The following is a 15,053-nucleotide window of genomic DNA, read 5'->3' as shown; positions in this document are numbered from 1 at the left end:
CTGGAAAAGAAAAAAAACACAAATTGATTGTTTTATATGTAAATTTCTGATTGTTTTATTTGCCAATTAGAAAATTTATCTTACCTTTGCTGCGGTATTCATTTTAGAAGTGGGGTACACCACTATAAAAACGATTAAAAATATGGATATATCTAAGTTTAAACATCAATCTTCAGCCCAGATTATAAACAGAAAAGAGGTTGAAGTCACTGCTCCAGATGGAGAAGTGTTTACAGTTCTTTGCCAAATCGGTAGTTATATTAACGAAGAAACCAGGAAACAGGAACTTTTCTGGCTTGAATCGTTGTTTGACAAGAATTTCTCCGATAACAAAGAGCAGATGATTAATGACATCTGGCGTGAGTCCCTGCGTTTTGGCATAGGTGGTGGTATTCTCGGTATAAGTAGTGGTACCAGGCATGAGGATAGAGCCAGAATAGGCAATCGTATCAAGGAGATACGTGAAGAACGTGGTATAGAGGCACGAGATCTTTCACGTCTTGTCGGTATTGATGCAGCCAATCTCAGTCGTATTGAGAATGGTCGCTACTCTGTTGGACTTGATATTCTTGCGAAGATTGCCACTGCCTTGGGAAAGAAAGTGGATTTCGTTGATATTGACCAGTAAACACGCAGGTCCATGGAATATGAGAATAGAATGGAGCAGCATTATGCTGTTTCCAAGAGCGGTGTATTGGTACATATCAACGAAGCTCATGAAAGTAAGGAGGATTGTTTCTGTCCTCATTGTGGATGCAGAATGCTCAAACGTTGCGGAAATATCCGTGCCTGGCACTTTGCACATGACTATAGGTATGAAAACGATGTTAATAAGGAATGTTCTTATGAATCCTATCTCCATGCCTTTGCGAAGCTGAGACTCAAACAGTGGTTTGAAGAGTCCGAGAGCATTATACTCCATTATCAGCAGTCGATGGCTTGTAAGTATGCCAAAGACTGCATTTGGATAGGAAGTGGTGATGAGTGTTCCAGACTTGACGAAAAGACTGTTGATTTGAAGAAATATCTCACTGTTTGTAGGCTTGAAGAGATTGTTCATGTCGATGATGACAGATTCAGGGCAGACCTATTATGGAGTAACCCAAACAATTCAAAGAATGATATTCTTATTGAGATTAAAGTTACGCATGAATGTACTCAAAAAAAGAAGGAGTCCCATAAACGAATCATTGAATTTGAAGTTCATTCTGAAGAAGATGTGGAAAACATTGTAGCCAATGACATTCAGGAGAGTGACACTGTAAGATTCTACAGTTTTAATCCCAAAGATATTGTTGATGAAGTCATTCCAGCCCGTTATTCACTCTCAAAATTTATCTATTATAGTACAGGCAAAGCTTTTGCAAGGTCTGCGTGCGATTGTAAGACTTTTAGGAACAGAAGAAGGTGTGCTTTATTGGAAGTTACAATCAAGAACAGTAATTATAGCATGGGTATGTTCCCGGAAATTCAAGTAAGTCCTGAAGCATTTTCCTTCGGACGTTTTTACAACTGGGGACTGGCATTAGCAAGAAGCAAAGGCTGTGATGTGAGGAACTGCTATCTCTGCAGTCATCATCATTATGATTATGACGAGGAAAAACTTTCTTGTGACCTGAATCCAGATGAACCCTGTGAGGCATCTCAGGCTATATCATGTGGTAAATATAAAGTGGAAGAGGACTTTTATCATAAAAACCTCAATGACTTTACTAAATTCTCGCAGAACAACATAGTTGATGTCTGGCATAAAATGTAACCTGGGAGATACAGGAGTACATTGATCTATTTATTGACTTGTTTGTGAAATACTTGTCATTATGAGTCAATCATAAAGGCAAGTATTTCAACATAGTTATAGTTAAACGAGTGCTGTTTTAAGTGATAACCCAATGCCGAATAGTATGGCCGCTATAATTAGAATGCAAAATTTCGCCATAATAAACCAATGGCTCCTTTTGTTGATTTCATCCATTTTGGGTTCATGTTTTCTGTCGATGTCAAGTAGGGTCTGATAAGAATCAAGTTTGTAGGATTCAATATGATAACTCATGGAATCCCAAAAGTAGTGAATGACATCTGTAAGCAAAAAAACAAGTCCTGTTATAAGGCTGCTCAATAGCCACTTATTTGGAATGCATAGATTCCCATCGACATAAGTCAGAACCCATATGGTTCCTATTATGCCGAGAACGAGACTTCGAGATACAGATGAGAATTTACTGGATTGCTGGTACATGTACCGCTGAGTCTCATCCAGTAGCTCCTGTCTTCGTTTCTCAAACTCATCTTTTTTTGACGGCAGGACTCCCGGAAGGCCCTTTTGACCGAGTGCTTTGTCCCTGCTGTCCACTTTCTCTTGTTTGTTGTTGGCCTTGTTGTTGGCTTGTTTGCGACTTGTCATTTGCCATGTTTCTGCTTATATGTTCGTTTATCAATTCATTCTCTCTAATTCCTTGCGATTTATTCTTTCAAGAATGTCTGTGGTACTACCTTCAGTACTAACACCAACCCGTTTTGCTTGTTTCACTACCTCCGCATGGTTTATCCTTTCAAGAATGTCCGTGGTGCTGCCTTCGGTGCTGACCCCAGCTCTCTTGGCTTGTTTCACCACCTCTGCATGGTTTATCCTTTCAAGAATGTCCGTGGTGCTGCCTTCGGTGCTGACCCCAGCTCGTCTGGCTTGTTTCACTACCTCTTCATGATTTCTACGTTCAAGTATCTCTAACGTAGTAAGTTCTCTTTGAGTTTCCTTCTTAGTTTTTTGAGTTTCACTCACCTCATTCAAGTCCTCTCCAGAATATGATTCTGATGGGGTTTTCGGATTTGACATCTGTTCAGATGAAACAGAATGCTCTTCAACTATTGTCTTGTCTATAGTTTTGGCATCTGAATTATCCGTTTTTTTTATTTTGAATTCCCTATCTTGCGATTGGGCACTTGCATTAACGGAAGAGGGCTTATCTTCATTGCGCCTTTCTTCAGATTGGTTCGTCTCTATTTGTTCACGATTCTCGTTTGATGTTAGTTGTGAGAACTTATTCCATCCAAAAGTCAAGGCTAATAATAATAGAAGGCCGCACAATACATATTTCCAGTTAAACTTATTTTGTGGTTCTTCAGGAAAAGGATTTCTGTCTTTTACATTATATCCATTGCCCATACCAATGGGATTCCCCCATCTATCTGCCTCACTTTGAAATGTAGAATGATGTGGACGCTCTTCTTTGATTTCTTCTGAATAAGAATATGATTTGGCATAATCTCCAAATGGCACATGGCTATGAGTAGTGCTCTCTTCTTGTACAGGGTCTTGCCATATACCATGGCGTTTCTTGTGGCATTCTTCACAAAGAACAACCATTTCTTCTGGTTTATAAGACCACGGATTGATGTCTCGATAAACCAAATGGTGGACTTGAAGCTTATTCCTTTGATTATAAAACCTTCGCCCACAATCTTCACATGTGAAATTGCGCTCCTTGATTAAAGAATAGGAGAATCCTTTCCAATAATCAGACTGTAATAGCTTTTCGTATTCTTCTTTGGTCATCTTATCCAGCTAAAGTGAAATTTTCGATATAGTTAATTGCAAGGTCATTGGCCAGTTGCTTGTTTTTCGCTGACATGATTCCTGCCATAACAAGGATGACTTCATTGTTATAATTTCCATAATCAGCGACACGAGCAGCATCCATAACTGCTTGATACTTTACACATTGAAAAATTCCACGTGTTATATCATATTCAGGAGATGATGACGGTTTTACTTCTATAGCTATATGTTTATTACCCTTGCATTCGAAGAAGACATCAAGTCTATCACCAGAGAGAAGGTCATATTCGGTCCTGGCTGAAATGACTTTTCTAATTCCAATGCTTTCAGGGTGTGAACAAATATAATCTTTTATAGTTTTATGCTCTTTCCCTTCGCCACCGAAACCATGGCTGGAACTTTTCAATTTGGATAAATCGTCGGTTGAAAAGATTTTTGCAGGTTGTAATCCCAGCGAATCAAGCACCCATTCCCAATCATAAAGATGAGCTTGGAGGTTTAGTTTTCTAACCTCGCCTTTTTTGGAGTCAGGCGACAGCTTACTGTAGTTCTTGATGACATAATCAAATCCATCACTTGGCAAGTCGGAGGATTTGCTAAACACGAGGCAATTTAAGGTGGGAATATTTTTACCTGATTGTTTTTGTAAATCGTCAATAATGTCTTGGATGATACCCATGACATTTCCAATATGATTTGTCTTATGTCCTACAGCAGCAGTCAAATCAGAATAATAGTGAGGCTTGTCCCATGCTCCTTGTGCCCATCGCACAAGAACTGGAATCATTTTTAGTGCCCATTCTCTATTTGTCATATTCTTAGTAATATTATACAATAATTAAGATTGTCTAATCACTTCATTATCTGAGCTAGTATAAATCCAACTACTGTGGCGATAATTGCAATGATTATGAATGTGGTCGTGTAGTTCGGCTTTGATGCCAACTGCCGTTCCAACTCTCTGCTATGTTGCCGTTCCCTTTCAAGTAGGGTGTTGGTTTGTTTGTTTTGCTCAGTCAATTTATCTAATGACTCTTTTTGCGATTTAGAAAGATCAGCAAGCTGTTTTTGGAGAGCTGCATTTTGTTTTTGGGACTGCTCCATCTGCTGTTTACTCTGTGCTTGGAACTTGGCTAATGCCTCATCGTTCTTTTTCTGTTGGGCTTCAAGGTTCTTTTTATTTTGTTCGTTGAGCTTGTCAATATTCTCTTTGTTGGCCTTTGTTTGTTCTTGTTGCTGTTTAGTCATTTTCTCTATTTGATCTAGCAATTCCTTGTTCTTCTTGTTAGAGTCCTCCAATTGTTTCTGAAATTGTTTTTTTACTTCTTGTACGAGAGCAGCGCGAGAATTGTTGCGTTTTGCAGCTACACGCTCGACCATTTCAGAGAAATACTGTCCGAGTCCGTTGGGAGTAGGGGCAACTTTGTCTGCAATAGACTTCAAGAAAAGTTCTTCGCCCACATGTCCGATAGCACAAATGATAGGCGTTTCCATTTCGGACACAGTTTGTAAAACAGCAATGTCGTCAAGAGCCTCAATGCCATTGCCACCACCACGTATGAGCGCTATTGTATCAAACTTCATCTCATCTTGCTGTTTGAGAAAAGCCGCCAATGAAGCACCTTTGCCAAAAGATTGTCGCAGTTCTGTGAAATCAATCTTGACAGCTGCGGCATTTACACCGACATTAAAGTCTGCCATAGTTATAGAGGTGGAAGCAAAGATAAGTGCTACTTTAGGACGTTCGTCGCGGAAGAGTTTATCCTCTAATACCGCATCAACATTCTTAAACCCTCTTTTTGTTTTTGCAATTCGGATCTCAGAGCGTTTAATATCCTGCTCTGTCACAAATTCATCTTTTATTATCTCAAACCGTGTAACTGAAACCACAATTTGTATAGTTCCATTAGTAAATGGATTAAGTTCTATCAAACCACCTATTTGCACTAAACTATTTGGCTTCAGACGTTGCCGGTCTTGGCGATTTATCTTTAATGTAATTGAGGTGTTGGTATCAACATCCCTCAATTCATCGTAATATGCAGCCCATTGATTGTTTTGACTTGGCCGTTGAATGTATATGCCACGAAGCCAAACTACTCCGTTGGACTTTCCTCTTTCAAGGAAATTCCTATATATACCCACTAACTCCACTGGAGTATAGTAAGTAACAGCTGGAAGGTTATTTGTAGTTTCTGGCATTACTTATTGCTATTATTTATTTGTTTTATTTTGACAACATACCCATATTGATGTTCATTCAAACAGGAAGTTTTCAAGTAGCTTCTCTGCTTTCATAATGGCAAATTATGGGCCTGTCAACTATCACCCACTTGAAACCACTTGGATATTATAGCAATCAAACCAAGTTTCGATAACCCAGTTTAACAATTCCATGATAGAAATGGCATCAATAAACTTGTTTTAATCAAATCTCAACATAGACTTAGATAATGTTTTTTGTGTCCCATTAGAGTATGTTAAGATGACTTTTGTTATCTGCATATTTGAAGCATCTCCAGCAACATAATAGGAGGAATAATCCCAGTTCCAACTTGCCGATTTCCATTCTTCTAACGGACCGGTTCCTTTGAAATGGCCAGTCTTTCTTACATCATTTACATCATTAGTTATAGTCCAATATACGTCTATATACTTGATGGTTGCTTTATTTGTGTTAGTATATTCAAAATGGAAAGAAACAGCCCCGTATTCACTATCCCATCCCCAATTATTGAAATATCCATAAGGCGCTTCGGCTTTTACTCTATCTGCAGCTTTAGATATAAACATATAGTTGAAAAAATCTGGGTCATCCATCAAAGATTCATTACAAGTTCTTAAGCTGTCTCCATAAACTTCAAAGTGGTAGCGGAATTTCTCGTTAGTTTTTAGTGATGAAGAAACATGCATTGGATGTATCTTCAGATAGGTTTCATCTAGAGCGAATTCTTCACTAGTGACATGATATAAAGTATCATTTCTGTAGCCTAAACAGAAGATAGAATCTTCAGAATACACGGATTTACTGCAAAGGGAGCATGATAAAGAATTTCTAGAAATTGGGACCCACCTCCAGCTGTGGTTCTTTCGATATGTTTCTTTTTGTGATGCAATCCGAGCAAGACGGATAGAATCTTGTTTGACTCGCTCAATAGAATCAGCTTTTGCTTTAGCAATGGAATCTACTATTTGTTGTTGTCTCTGTGTATTGAGTAGATTAAACTGTTCTTCCAATTGCATATTAACTCGCGAAATGGCAGAAGCAAGCTCTTCACCCTTTATCTGAGGTGTGTTTTTGTTTTTCTTCAGGAATTTTGCATAGTTATCTGCAACAGTAATTACGCAGTTCCCAAAATTAGTTTTAACGTATAACTCATGTGATTTCTTGTCATAAGCATAACTTTCTGTAATACCATTTACTACAGGAATACTGATATTTTCGGACTTCTGATAGAAGCCTTTAGCGTCTTTTTGATACAGAACTAATGCCTTTCTCATTAAGGAATTTGATTCGTCATACACCTGTGCGCGCAAAGCGATAGCAGGAAGTAATAGCAATAATGCAAGAATAATCTTTTTCATATATCATTTTTTTTATTTGCCTAATTTTGAAAGAAGCTCTTTATGCTTTTTGACTAGAGCATTCGGGTTAATCGTATTAACTTTTAGAAGTAAACTAATAATTTCAACTTTTGTCATTGAAATATTATCTTCGTTCTTACGCCACCATTTGTAAAATTGCAATGGTGCATCATGATATGGAAGATTCGCTGCGACAGGACGTTCATATCCAGGGAAACCTATTTGTAGTTTTAATCCCATCATGTCGCGGTAATATGGAAAATGATAATGTCTGAGCTTAGACATAAGAATTACAAATATTTCCTGGTCGAATATTAAGCTGAATTTCCGACGTGCCTTATCAAGCTCAATAGGATTTTCTATCAGCCATTTACTAACATGTTTGGTCTGTCCATCTAGAGTGATAAGGTCGTTAGACATGTATTTCCTACCCTCTTGTGGAACGAAAGTGCTTACAGCCTTAGACTTAGAGCTACTATTGTTATCACCGATAGTAGTATCTCCCATGTGATTCTTCACATAAGCAACAATATCAATATGGTTTCTCTCTCCACCCGGATATTTCTCAAATAGTTCGTCGTTAGAGTCCCCAAGGAAGAAGTCTTCGATAAAGTTCCATCTTTCTTCATTGTCAAACGAATGAAGAAAGAAATGGTCGAAAATCTCCGAGCTGCTTCTATGGCGTTTCTCTATATTTGAAAGTAGAGAATTATTATATTTTGCGTCCTCTGCGTCTTGTTTTATTCGTCTGGGGTCATTGATACGTATGAAGATCATCGGATTGTCACCACCTCGACTTTCATATGAACCAATTCCTAAGATTTCCATAAGGCTACCCAATCGTATGTAGTTCGTCAAATACTCACTATCATGTGAGGTGAAGACATAAGAATTGGACTTGGATGCTCCTTCAAAGAGCTTTAACATTCTTCTTTTTAGTTTGGCGAAATTATTTGTGTATTGCCCATTAAATACACGATATTGTTGCTCTTGCTTCGCATTACGCCTGCGCTGCAAGAAAGCGTCCTTGTCAGCTTGATTTTGTTTAGGACGACTTGAATAAGTGGTAAGAATGAATTTCACCAACTTCTCCCTAGTCTCCTTTTTGGAAATGTAGGGCAATAGAGCATCGTCAAGTTCTTTGTCTGTGAAGTAATGCCCGGTGAGACGCGACAGCGTAGATTGCATTACATCGAGGAACATGGCAATTTTACGATATGCAGACTTGAAATCCGTTTCCAAATTGAACATGACCTTTACCTGTGGTTTACAGTCCACATTAGAGTCATTGAACAATGTTCCTTCGTAAAATTCTCGTTTAATCATTGGGAAACTCCGGTCGCTAAAGTTTTTCTTCCAAACTTTATCAAGGTCAAGTTCCACAATATGTTGGTCATTTGATTTGTTTTCCAGTTTTTTGAAGCACCCTTTATAGTCTTGGAACAACAAATTCAGCCCAAAGCTATTAACACGACAATACACTTTTACAAAAAGTTTTTTGGGACGTGCAACAAGAACGTTGAAACGGAATTTTGCCAAATAGTCCTTTTCAATCATCATTAGTGAAGTCATCACCTTTTGGTCGTAGTCCACCGTCCCATCAAATATATAGCTAAAGTCATCAGCCGAAACCAGCATATTACGCTTTCTGCCTCCAGCTTCAAATATTTTGTAGATCTTGTTAAGAACCTCCCTTATTTGGTATTGTCGTAATGCAGATATGCCATGAAGGATTTTACTATACCTCTGGTCCTCAATGGCATAGCTTAGTGCAGCAAATCCTTGAATTTCAGGTTTACGAGCAGCGCGGCCAACTTCCTGAACATAGTCAGGTAGTAAGCCCGATGGCGCATGATGGTAAACCAATTGAATGTCTGGTATATCAACACCCATACCAAACGCTTTCGTAGAAATCATAACCTTGGTTTCATTATCTTTGAAACTATTATATGCAAGGTTTTTACTATCAGCAGTCAAGCCTGAATGGTAAGCAACGGCAATACCGTCCTTGCCATCTGCTTCTAAACGCTGAACGATATTATCAATATGTTTCCGATACGGTGCATATACAATAGTTTTAACCCCAGCTTCATCAATAGCTTCCACGAAATTTACCGTTTCCTTTTCCTTTTCTGAATCATAGTTAGAAGTGTACTTTTCGTGGTTGTCGATAACGAAAGTGATGTTGTTGCGCTTTACCTCACCGATATAAGTGTGTGGGTCATGCATATAAAGACTGCTACGGCTATCAAACACCATATCATTGTCACCACCATAGATGGCGGTGGCGGTGACTGCAACCATTGGGAAGCGATAGCCGTAGTTCTTCCTTATTTTGTTTATATGCTGACCCAAGAACCAATAGTCCACACGGAAGTCTCTACCCCATGTAGTTATGAGGTGGGCTTCGTCGATAACGAGCAAGCCAAGCTTACGTTCCTTACCTATGAAATACGTTATGTCGTATGATAGTAGTAACTCTGGCGAAAGGTATATCACATCTATTTCGCCATTCTGACAATCTTCAATAACCTTATCTCTATCAATTAAGCTCAATTCACTATTTAGGAAATAGACTTTCTCAAAGCCACGTTCTTGCCGTATCTGTTCCACTTGATCCTTCATCAGAGCGATGAGCGGTGAAACAACAATTGTCACATCGTGATTTTGTGATACATAGAAAGCAGGCAACTGGAAAAGCAATGACTTACCAGCACCTGTAGGGGCTGTAAGGAAAAGGTCTTTTACCTCCTTATTCTCTTTCGCATTTTTATACTCGTTGATAATTGTTTCAACAATAAGCCCTTGTGATATGCTGACAATTTCCTTTCCATAGTTCGGGTCTTTATAAACTCGCAGCTCTCGGAAGGAAGCATCCTGGCCCCAGTATCTTTTTAACAGATTGGTGGTTTCTTCAGATGGTATGAACTCTTCTTCAACAGCTTTTTCGTCAAGTTCAAAGAGCTGTCCTCCAAATTGTGACAACAACCAGTTTACCTTTTCGAGCTTTACTTTCTCTTGTCGGTTCATAGGCTGCTTTTTGAACACTTTTACGATAACATTCTTGTTGAAGCTGTCTTCATGTAAGCATTGATTTATGAAGGTGTCAAGTCCATAAGGGTCAGTTGCTGTATCTATAACCTCATGTTCATTGTCGTAAGGTAAAAGTTGTAACGCCTTTTTGTTAGAGAATATATTCAGCGTAGTGAACACCTCTATAGGCATTTTTGCAGAGTAATAGTAATTGTTACCAATCTGCATTTGTTCAGCCATATAGATGGGCATTGCTTCACTACGCTCTTCTATATTTTCCGCTTCTGTTTTCTCGATGAAATTTTCTTTTGGCAGAGGAAGTAATGCCCTAAATCCATCTTGTACGATAACCAAGCGCTCTTTGAAAAAGTCTGGCTGAATGTAGCTGATTAAATAGCTGAATTGGGCAAATGACAGGATTGTATAATCCAATTCTGGATTCGTCAACGCCATATTCAGCGTAGAAAATACTTCTGCAAACCACGATGATGAAAAAACGGATTTGTTGCCGTTTTGGAAGAATGTATTTTTATCTGCGAGCTGCTTCATGAAAACGTCCATGTTAACATATTGCTCAACTCCGACAAATACGAAGATTAGGTTTGCAATTTCCTTCGCTTTTTCATCAAGCTGATTCTTGATGAATGAGGTAAGTGTTTTCTGTATATTATTCTCAGCCATTCTATTGACAGACTTTAGAGTGAAGGTTTAGTTTTCAAATGGATTCCAGTCCTAGCTCCTTTAAGAAAACATTGAGCTTTTCTGTGGACTCTTTTATCTTTGAGTCTATGTCGGCCAGCAGAGCGTGGTTGGCAGTCAGGTCAATCTGAGGTTCCTCCTGTGCCAGGCTGACATAGCGAGTGATATTCAGGTTATAGTCGTTGTCTCGGATTTCTTTGAGACTCACACGACGGCTGTAACGATCCTCTTCGGCGCGTGTGCGATATGTCTCCACAATCTTATCGATGTGCTCCGGCAGCAACTCGTTTTGCTTCTTACTCTTCTCAAAGTATTCAGCAGCATTGATGAAGAGCACATCGTCGCTCTTGCGACATTTCTTCAGAACTATGATGCACACAGGAATGCCAGTTGAGTAGAAAAGATTAGAGGGCAGGCCGATGATACAGTCAATGTTATCATCGTGAATGAGCTTCTGCCTGATAGCTGCTTCGGCACCTCCACGGAAAAGAACACCGTGAGGCAAGATGATGGCCATCGTACCGTTATCGCTCAGATAATGGAAGCCATGCAATAAGAAGGCAAAGTCAGCTGCGCTCTTCGGTGCGACACCATAGCTGTTAAAGCGCGGGTCGTTGGAGGCATCATCATCAGGCTCCCATTTCAAGCTGAAGGGAGGATTAGCCACGACAGCGTCGAATGTAACCGGCTTCACGGGATTGCTATCTTTGAGCAACGGCCAGTCGTTGGTGAGTGTATCACCATGGAAGATTTCAAACTCCGAGTCGTGCAGACCATGAAGCAGCATATTCATACGGGCCAGGTTGAAAGTAGTGTTTGTTTTCTCCTGCCCGTATATCTTACCAATCTTACCACCATGTAGGCGCATTTGGTTGCTGACATTTAGCAACAATGACCCTGAACCACAAGCGAAGTCAAGCACACTGCTCATTTCTCGCTTGTGCCCTGTTTTTGGGTCTTGGCAGTCGAGAGTAACGATGCGCGATAAGATGGTGCTCACAGGCTGCGGCGTGTAGAATTCTCCTGCTTTCTTGCCACTTTCAGCAGCAAATTTAGCAATGAGGATTTCGTAGGCATCGCCAAGGATGTCCCCCTTGCTGTCATATTCAGCAAGTTTCTCTTCCAGCTTTACCACAATGCGACACATCAGGGTGTTCCTACTGGTGTAGTCCTTGCCGAGGTTTTGGCTGGTAAGGTTTATCTCAGAGAACAACCCTTTGAATGCCCCCTTGAAAGACTCCTCCTCGATGTGGCGGAAGCTTTCGCTCAATTCGGTGAGCATATTTGCATCCTGTGTGCGTGCCATTTCGTGAATGGTACTCCACAGATACTTCGGTTTGATGATATAGTGCTTGCTTTTAAGCATCATATCTTCAAAGTCAGGTACGTCCTCTTCGTTGTCTTTGTACCAGGCAAGTAGAGACTCATCAGCAGGAAGATCGCTTCCTAATTCCATACGGGCCGCAGACTCGTATTGCGCACTGATATAGCGATAGAAGAGCATGGGCAACATATAGTTGCGGAATTCGTCGGCAGGCATGCCGCCACGCAATACATTTGCCACTTCCCACAGCGCATTTCCGAGCTGTTCCTTCTCCTGCTTTGTCATCGTTGTTTTCGATGTTTTCTCCATGTTGTATGTTGTTTTTTGTTTCTATTATTCTGTTTTATTCATTTGGATGATTTGCTATCCAAGCTTCGCTGTGGAAGTCAGTCAAGTCAGGCAGAACGAACTGATACTTTTCCACCAGATGATTGAAGATGGATGTCGCCAATTCCTTGTTGTCCTCGTTCATTAAAGACGGAGAGAACATCGACCCTTGGTGAGTGAGCACATTCACCACACGAGAATAGAACTCTGTCAGTTCGTCTTCCGTGAAAGCCGTCTGGTCGTATGTCTGCCCTTTGTATTTTATGCCTTTGAGAATGACGGCGAAATCGCGGTGCCCGAAGAACTCCTTGATTTTCTCCATCACGCTTCGTAACACCGTAAAGTGGAATGTATAAAGCTTGTCACTTTCAATGGCATGCTTTATTTCACTCATCATAGCCACATTGTAGTAGAACGGCGTGTTGTCGTCCATCTTCTTCAGCACCAATCTTCCTTTTTGCTTATCGCGACTCAGATAGTAACGACCAAGTCTCCTGTCCCCAATCAGTCCGTGAAGCATGGTGTGGAAGAAGAGCGCATGGTGTGATGAAACCACAAATTTGATACGGCGGAACTTCTCTTTTCCCGCACGCTGTGCGTCTACCTCTTGCTTCAGTTGCTGCCGTATCACACTGTAAAGCTGTTCGGCAAATGCGATAACATTATTGTCATCCAGTGACGACATCGGGTCGTCAATATAGATGTATTCTATATCCTTGTACGCATCATTGCCTCCGATAACCTGATCTAGGATACAGCGGAAGAAACACCACACGAATAATCGTTCCTCGCCTCGCGAGATTTTGATGTTCTCTACTACGTCATCTATTTCCTGCCATTCGCCGTTGAGCTTTATTTTGCTCTTCACGTTCTTGCTGAAAACAACATAATCAGGCAGGTCAGGTGCTTCCTCACCGTAATGGAAATCGAAGTCAATATCTGTGAAGACTTGCAGGTACTTGCGCAGCTTGTCCGTGAAGTTGTAACCAGCCAGACCTTGTATCAACGAAGAATTCTGATTGATGAGAAGATGATGCTCGGTGTTGTTTTCGAGGTCATTATCCCATGTGAAGAGGTCTTCAGTATAGGCATTGTAGTACAGCGTATGCTGTGTGCTATCCTCTTTTCGGCCATAGTGCGCAAAGTCATACGAAAGGCGTGTTTTGCCGGTACCATTATAAGCAAATACCAGTGCGCAGTTCGTGAACAAGTCTTCGTAGGCTTCAAAGCCCCTGCGCAATGATTTTATGATATTGTCGTTATATGCCATACTGCCTATCATTTAGAGGGTGTTGGGAAGAGTTGTTGCATTAGACCTTTTTTATGGTCTTTGAGAGATTCCAATCTTGCTTCTTCATCAGAAATGAGAGAGTCAAAATTAGAAAGGAAATCAGCAATTATTCGCTGCTCTGCGTAAGAAGGAATATACAATGGCATGTTGAAGAAACCTTCAGATGTAATATTCATCCTATCAAAGCGAGCCCCAAAATTAGCTATACTTTTAAGGTATGGATGCCATATCGTAGTTTGGAAGTATTGCTCGTAAAAAGCAACACATCCAGTATGAAAACGGAAAATAGTATAAAGTGGGGACATTATACCTTTTCCTATTTTGTTAATAGATATAGGTCCAACAGGTGCAGCTGACGAAATTCGAGGGTTATAAACGAATTCGTTAATATCGACAATGTGGTAGTTGGCTGTATTCTCTTTAACAGCAATGCTTCTGTCAAAATAGTCATTTTGGTCAACAATACCAGAATTAGCCGAGTTTGTCAGAACTCTGGTAATTTCCATTTTGCTATTCCGCAGATTTACTTTCTTTGCGATAGAACCTAGTGTTTTCTCTTCCCACTCTCCAGAGAACTCAGGGAAGCGAAGACGTGGTTTGGTTTCGCCTGGCTGGGGGAACAGTTGCTGCATTAATCCTTTCTTATGCACTTTCAGCCTTTCCACTTTCTGATCTTGTGCGCTTATCAAAGCATCTATTTCAGAGAGGAATGTGGCAATCTTCTCTTGTTCGGCAGGGTCGAGAGGCAAGCAAACAGCTTTTGAAACAAATGTATCATTTGAAATATTGATAGTGTTTTTAGCACCCTTTTGAATCAATGATTCCAAATAGCTGTTAGTGTTTGCGGCACTCTCAAAGAAAGAATCTAGTATATAGCCGACAAATTTATTGATAGGCGTGTAAACAGCATACAATGGTGAAACAATCACATTGTATGGGTTCTTATTCTGCTTGACGATACCATAGGGGAAAGCACCAGTAGGGCTTTTTGTATATATTATATCATTGGGTTTCGCCAAGTTATATTTGGAGGTGTCTGCTGCTGCAAAAGATCTACCTAAATATTCAACTTGGTTGATAACACCTTTTGACACAGAAACTGAATGGACTTCACATTTTCCATCACTTTTTGTTCTATGCTCGTGAAGGAAGAACGAAAGAGGTTTGGAAGCCCATTCCCCAGTAAAACCAGGGAATCTCAGCTTAGGTGTACAGCTTTTGTTTTCGCTACTCATATA

At 40.2% G+C, this 15,053-nt stretch carries 11 protein-coding genes; 2 read left to right on the top strand and 9 right to left on the bottom strand.

Going from position 1 to position 15,053, the window contains the following annotated elements; genetic code table 11:
• Positions 1-142 precede the first annotated feature (142 nt).
• Together CIK94_RS06595 and CIK94_RS06590 are read left to right on the top strand one after the other, a co-directional pair.
• Positions 143-628: a helix-turn-helix domain-containing protein gene (locus CIK94_RS06595; RefSeq protein ID WP_094422309.1), complete on the top strand. Its 486-nt coding sequence runs from the start codon at positions 143-145 to the stop codon at positions 626-628.
• Positions 629-640: 12 nt separating this feature from the next.
• The gene (locus tag CIK94_RS06590; protein WP_094422071.1) at positions 641-1,759 is read left to right on the top strand and encodes a competence protein CoiA family protein; all 1,119 of its coding nucleotides are present in this window, start codon (positions 641-643) and stop codon (positions 1,757-1,759) included.
• Between the two features lie 102 nt (positions 1,760-1,861).
• On the opposite strand, the gene CIK94_RS06585 is transcribed toward CIK94_RS06590, so the two are convergent.
• From CIK94_RS06585 to CIK94_RS06540, 9 genes are all read right to left on the bottom strand, one after another.
• On the bottom strand, positions 1,862-2,404 hold the full coding sequence (locus CIK94_RS06585; protein WP_094422069.1) for a hypothetical protein: 543 nt from the start codon (positions 2,402-2,404) through the stop codon (positions 1,862-1,864).
• Between the two features lie 30 nt (positions 2,405-2,434).
• Positions 2,435-3,553, bottom strand: coding sequence for an HNH endonuclease signature motif containing protein (locus CIK94_RS06580; protein ID WP_144008327.1), 1,119 nt, complete (start codon positions 3,551-3,553; stop codon positions 2,435-2,437).
• Position 3,554: 1 nt separating this feature from the next.
• Positions 3,555-4,370, bottom strand: a complete 816-nt coding sequence (locus CIK94_RS06570) for a hypothetical protein (RefSeq protein ID WP_094422063.1) — start codon at positions 4,368-4,370, stop codon at positions 3,555-3,557.
• Positions 4,371-4,408: 38 nt separating this feature from the next.
• Positions 4,409-5,758, bottom strand: coding sequence for an exodeoxyribonuclease VII large subunit (locus CIK94_RS06565; RefSeq protein WP_094422061.1), 1,350 nt, complete (start codon positions 5,756-5,758; stop codon positions 4,409-4,411).
• Between the two features lie 222 nt (positions 5,759-5,980).
• A complete protein-coding gene (locus CIK94_RS06560) occupies positions 5,981-7,141 on the bottom strand; it encodes a hypothetical protein (RefSeq protein ID WP_094422059.1) in 1,161 nt (386 codons plus the stop codon).
• Between the two features lie 12 nt (positions 7,142-7,153).
• Positions 7,154-10,855, bottom strand: a complete 3,702-nt coding sequence (locus tag CIK94_RS06555; RefSeq protein ID WP_094422057.1) for a DEAD/DEAH box helicase — start codon at positions 10,853-10,855, stop codon at positions 7,154-7,156.
• Between the two features lie 34 nt (positions 10,856-10,889).
• Positions 10,890-12,482: a type I restriction-modification system subunit M gene (locus tag CIK94_RS06550; protein ID WP_094422307.1), complete on the bottom strand. Its 1,593-nt coding sequence runs from the start codon at positions 12,480-12,482 to the stop codon at positions 10,890-10,892.
• Between the two features lie 58 nt (positions 12,483-12,540).
• Positions 12,541-13,794 (bottom strand): anticodon nuclease, encoded by a 1,254-nt coding sequence (locus tag CIK94_RS06545; protein WP_144008326.1) that lies wholly within the window; start codon positions 13,792-13,794, stop codon positions 12,541-12,543.
• 8 nt (positions 13,795-13,802) lie between these two features.
• Positions 13,803-15,050 carry a restriction endonuclease subunit S gene (locus CIK94_RS06540; RefSeq protein WP_094422053.1) on the bottom strand — a complete coding sequence of 416 codons (1,248 nt, stop codon included), beginning with the start codon at positions 15,048-15,050 and terminating at the stop codon, positions 13,803-13,805.
• Positions 15,051-15,053 lie beyond the last annotated feature (3 nt).

The sequence above is a fragment of the Prevotella sp. P4-51 genome, from assembly GCF_002251455.1.
In the GTDB taxonomy this organism is placed as follows: domain Bacteria; phylum Bacteroidota; class Bacteroidia; order Bacteroidales; family Bacteroidaceae; genus Prevotella.
This window is presented reverse-complemented; position numbering and strand designations above follow the sequence as displayed.

Bases quoted from the DNA above. Each gene is read 5' to 3' on its own strand.
- CIK94_RS06595 (WP_094422309.1), top strand. From the start codon at position 143: ATGGATATATCTAAGTTTAAACATCAATCTTCAGCCCAGATTATAAAC.
- CIK94_RS06590 (WP_094422071.1), top strand. From the start codon at position 641: ATGGAATATGAGAATAGAATGGAGCAGCATTATGCTGTTTCCAAGAGC.
- CIK94_RS06585 (WP_094422069.1), bottom strand. From the start codon at position 2,404: ATGACAAGTCGCAAACAAGCCAACAACAAGGCCAACAACAAACAAGAG.
- CIK94_RS06580 (WP_144008327.1), bottom strand. From the start codon at position 3,553: ATGACCAAAGAAGAATACGAAAAGCTATTACAGTCTGATTATTGGAAA.
- CIK94_RS06570 (WP_094422063.1), bottom strand. From the start codon at position 4,370: ATGACAAATAGAGAATGGGCACTAAAAATGATTCCAGTTCTTGTGCGA.
- CIK94_RS06565 (WP_094422061.1), bottom strand. From the start codon at position 5,758: ATGCCAGAAACTACAAATAACCTTCCAGCTGTTACTTACTATACTCCA.
- CIK94_RS06560 (WP_094422059.1), bottom strand. From the start codon at position 7,141: ATGAAAAAGATTATTCTTGCATTATTGCTATTACTTCCTGCTATCGCT.
- CIK94_RS06555 (WP_094422057.1), bottom strand. From the start codon at position 10,855: ATGGCTGAGAATAATATACAGAAAACACTTACCTCATTCATCAAGAAT.
- CIK94_RS06550 (WP_094422307.1), bottom strand. From the start codon at position 12,482: ATGACAAAGCAGGAGAAGGAACAGCTCGGAAATGCGCTGTGGGAAGTG.
- CIK94_RS06545 (WP_144008326.1), bottom strand. From the start codon at position 13,794: ATGGCATATAACGACAATATCATAAAATCATTGCGCAGGGGCTTTGAA.
- CIK94_RS06540 (WP_094422053.1), bottom strand. From the start codon at position 15,050: ATGAGTAGCGAAAACAAAAGCTGTACACCTAAGCTGAGATTCCCTGGT.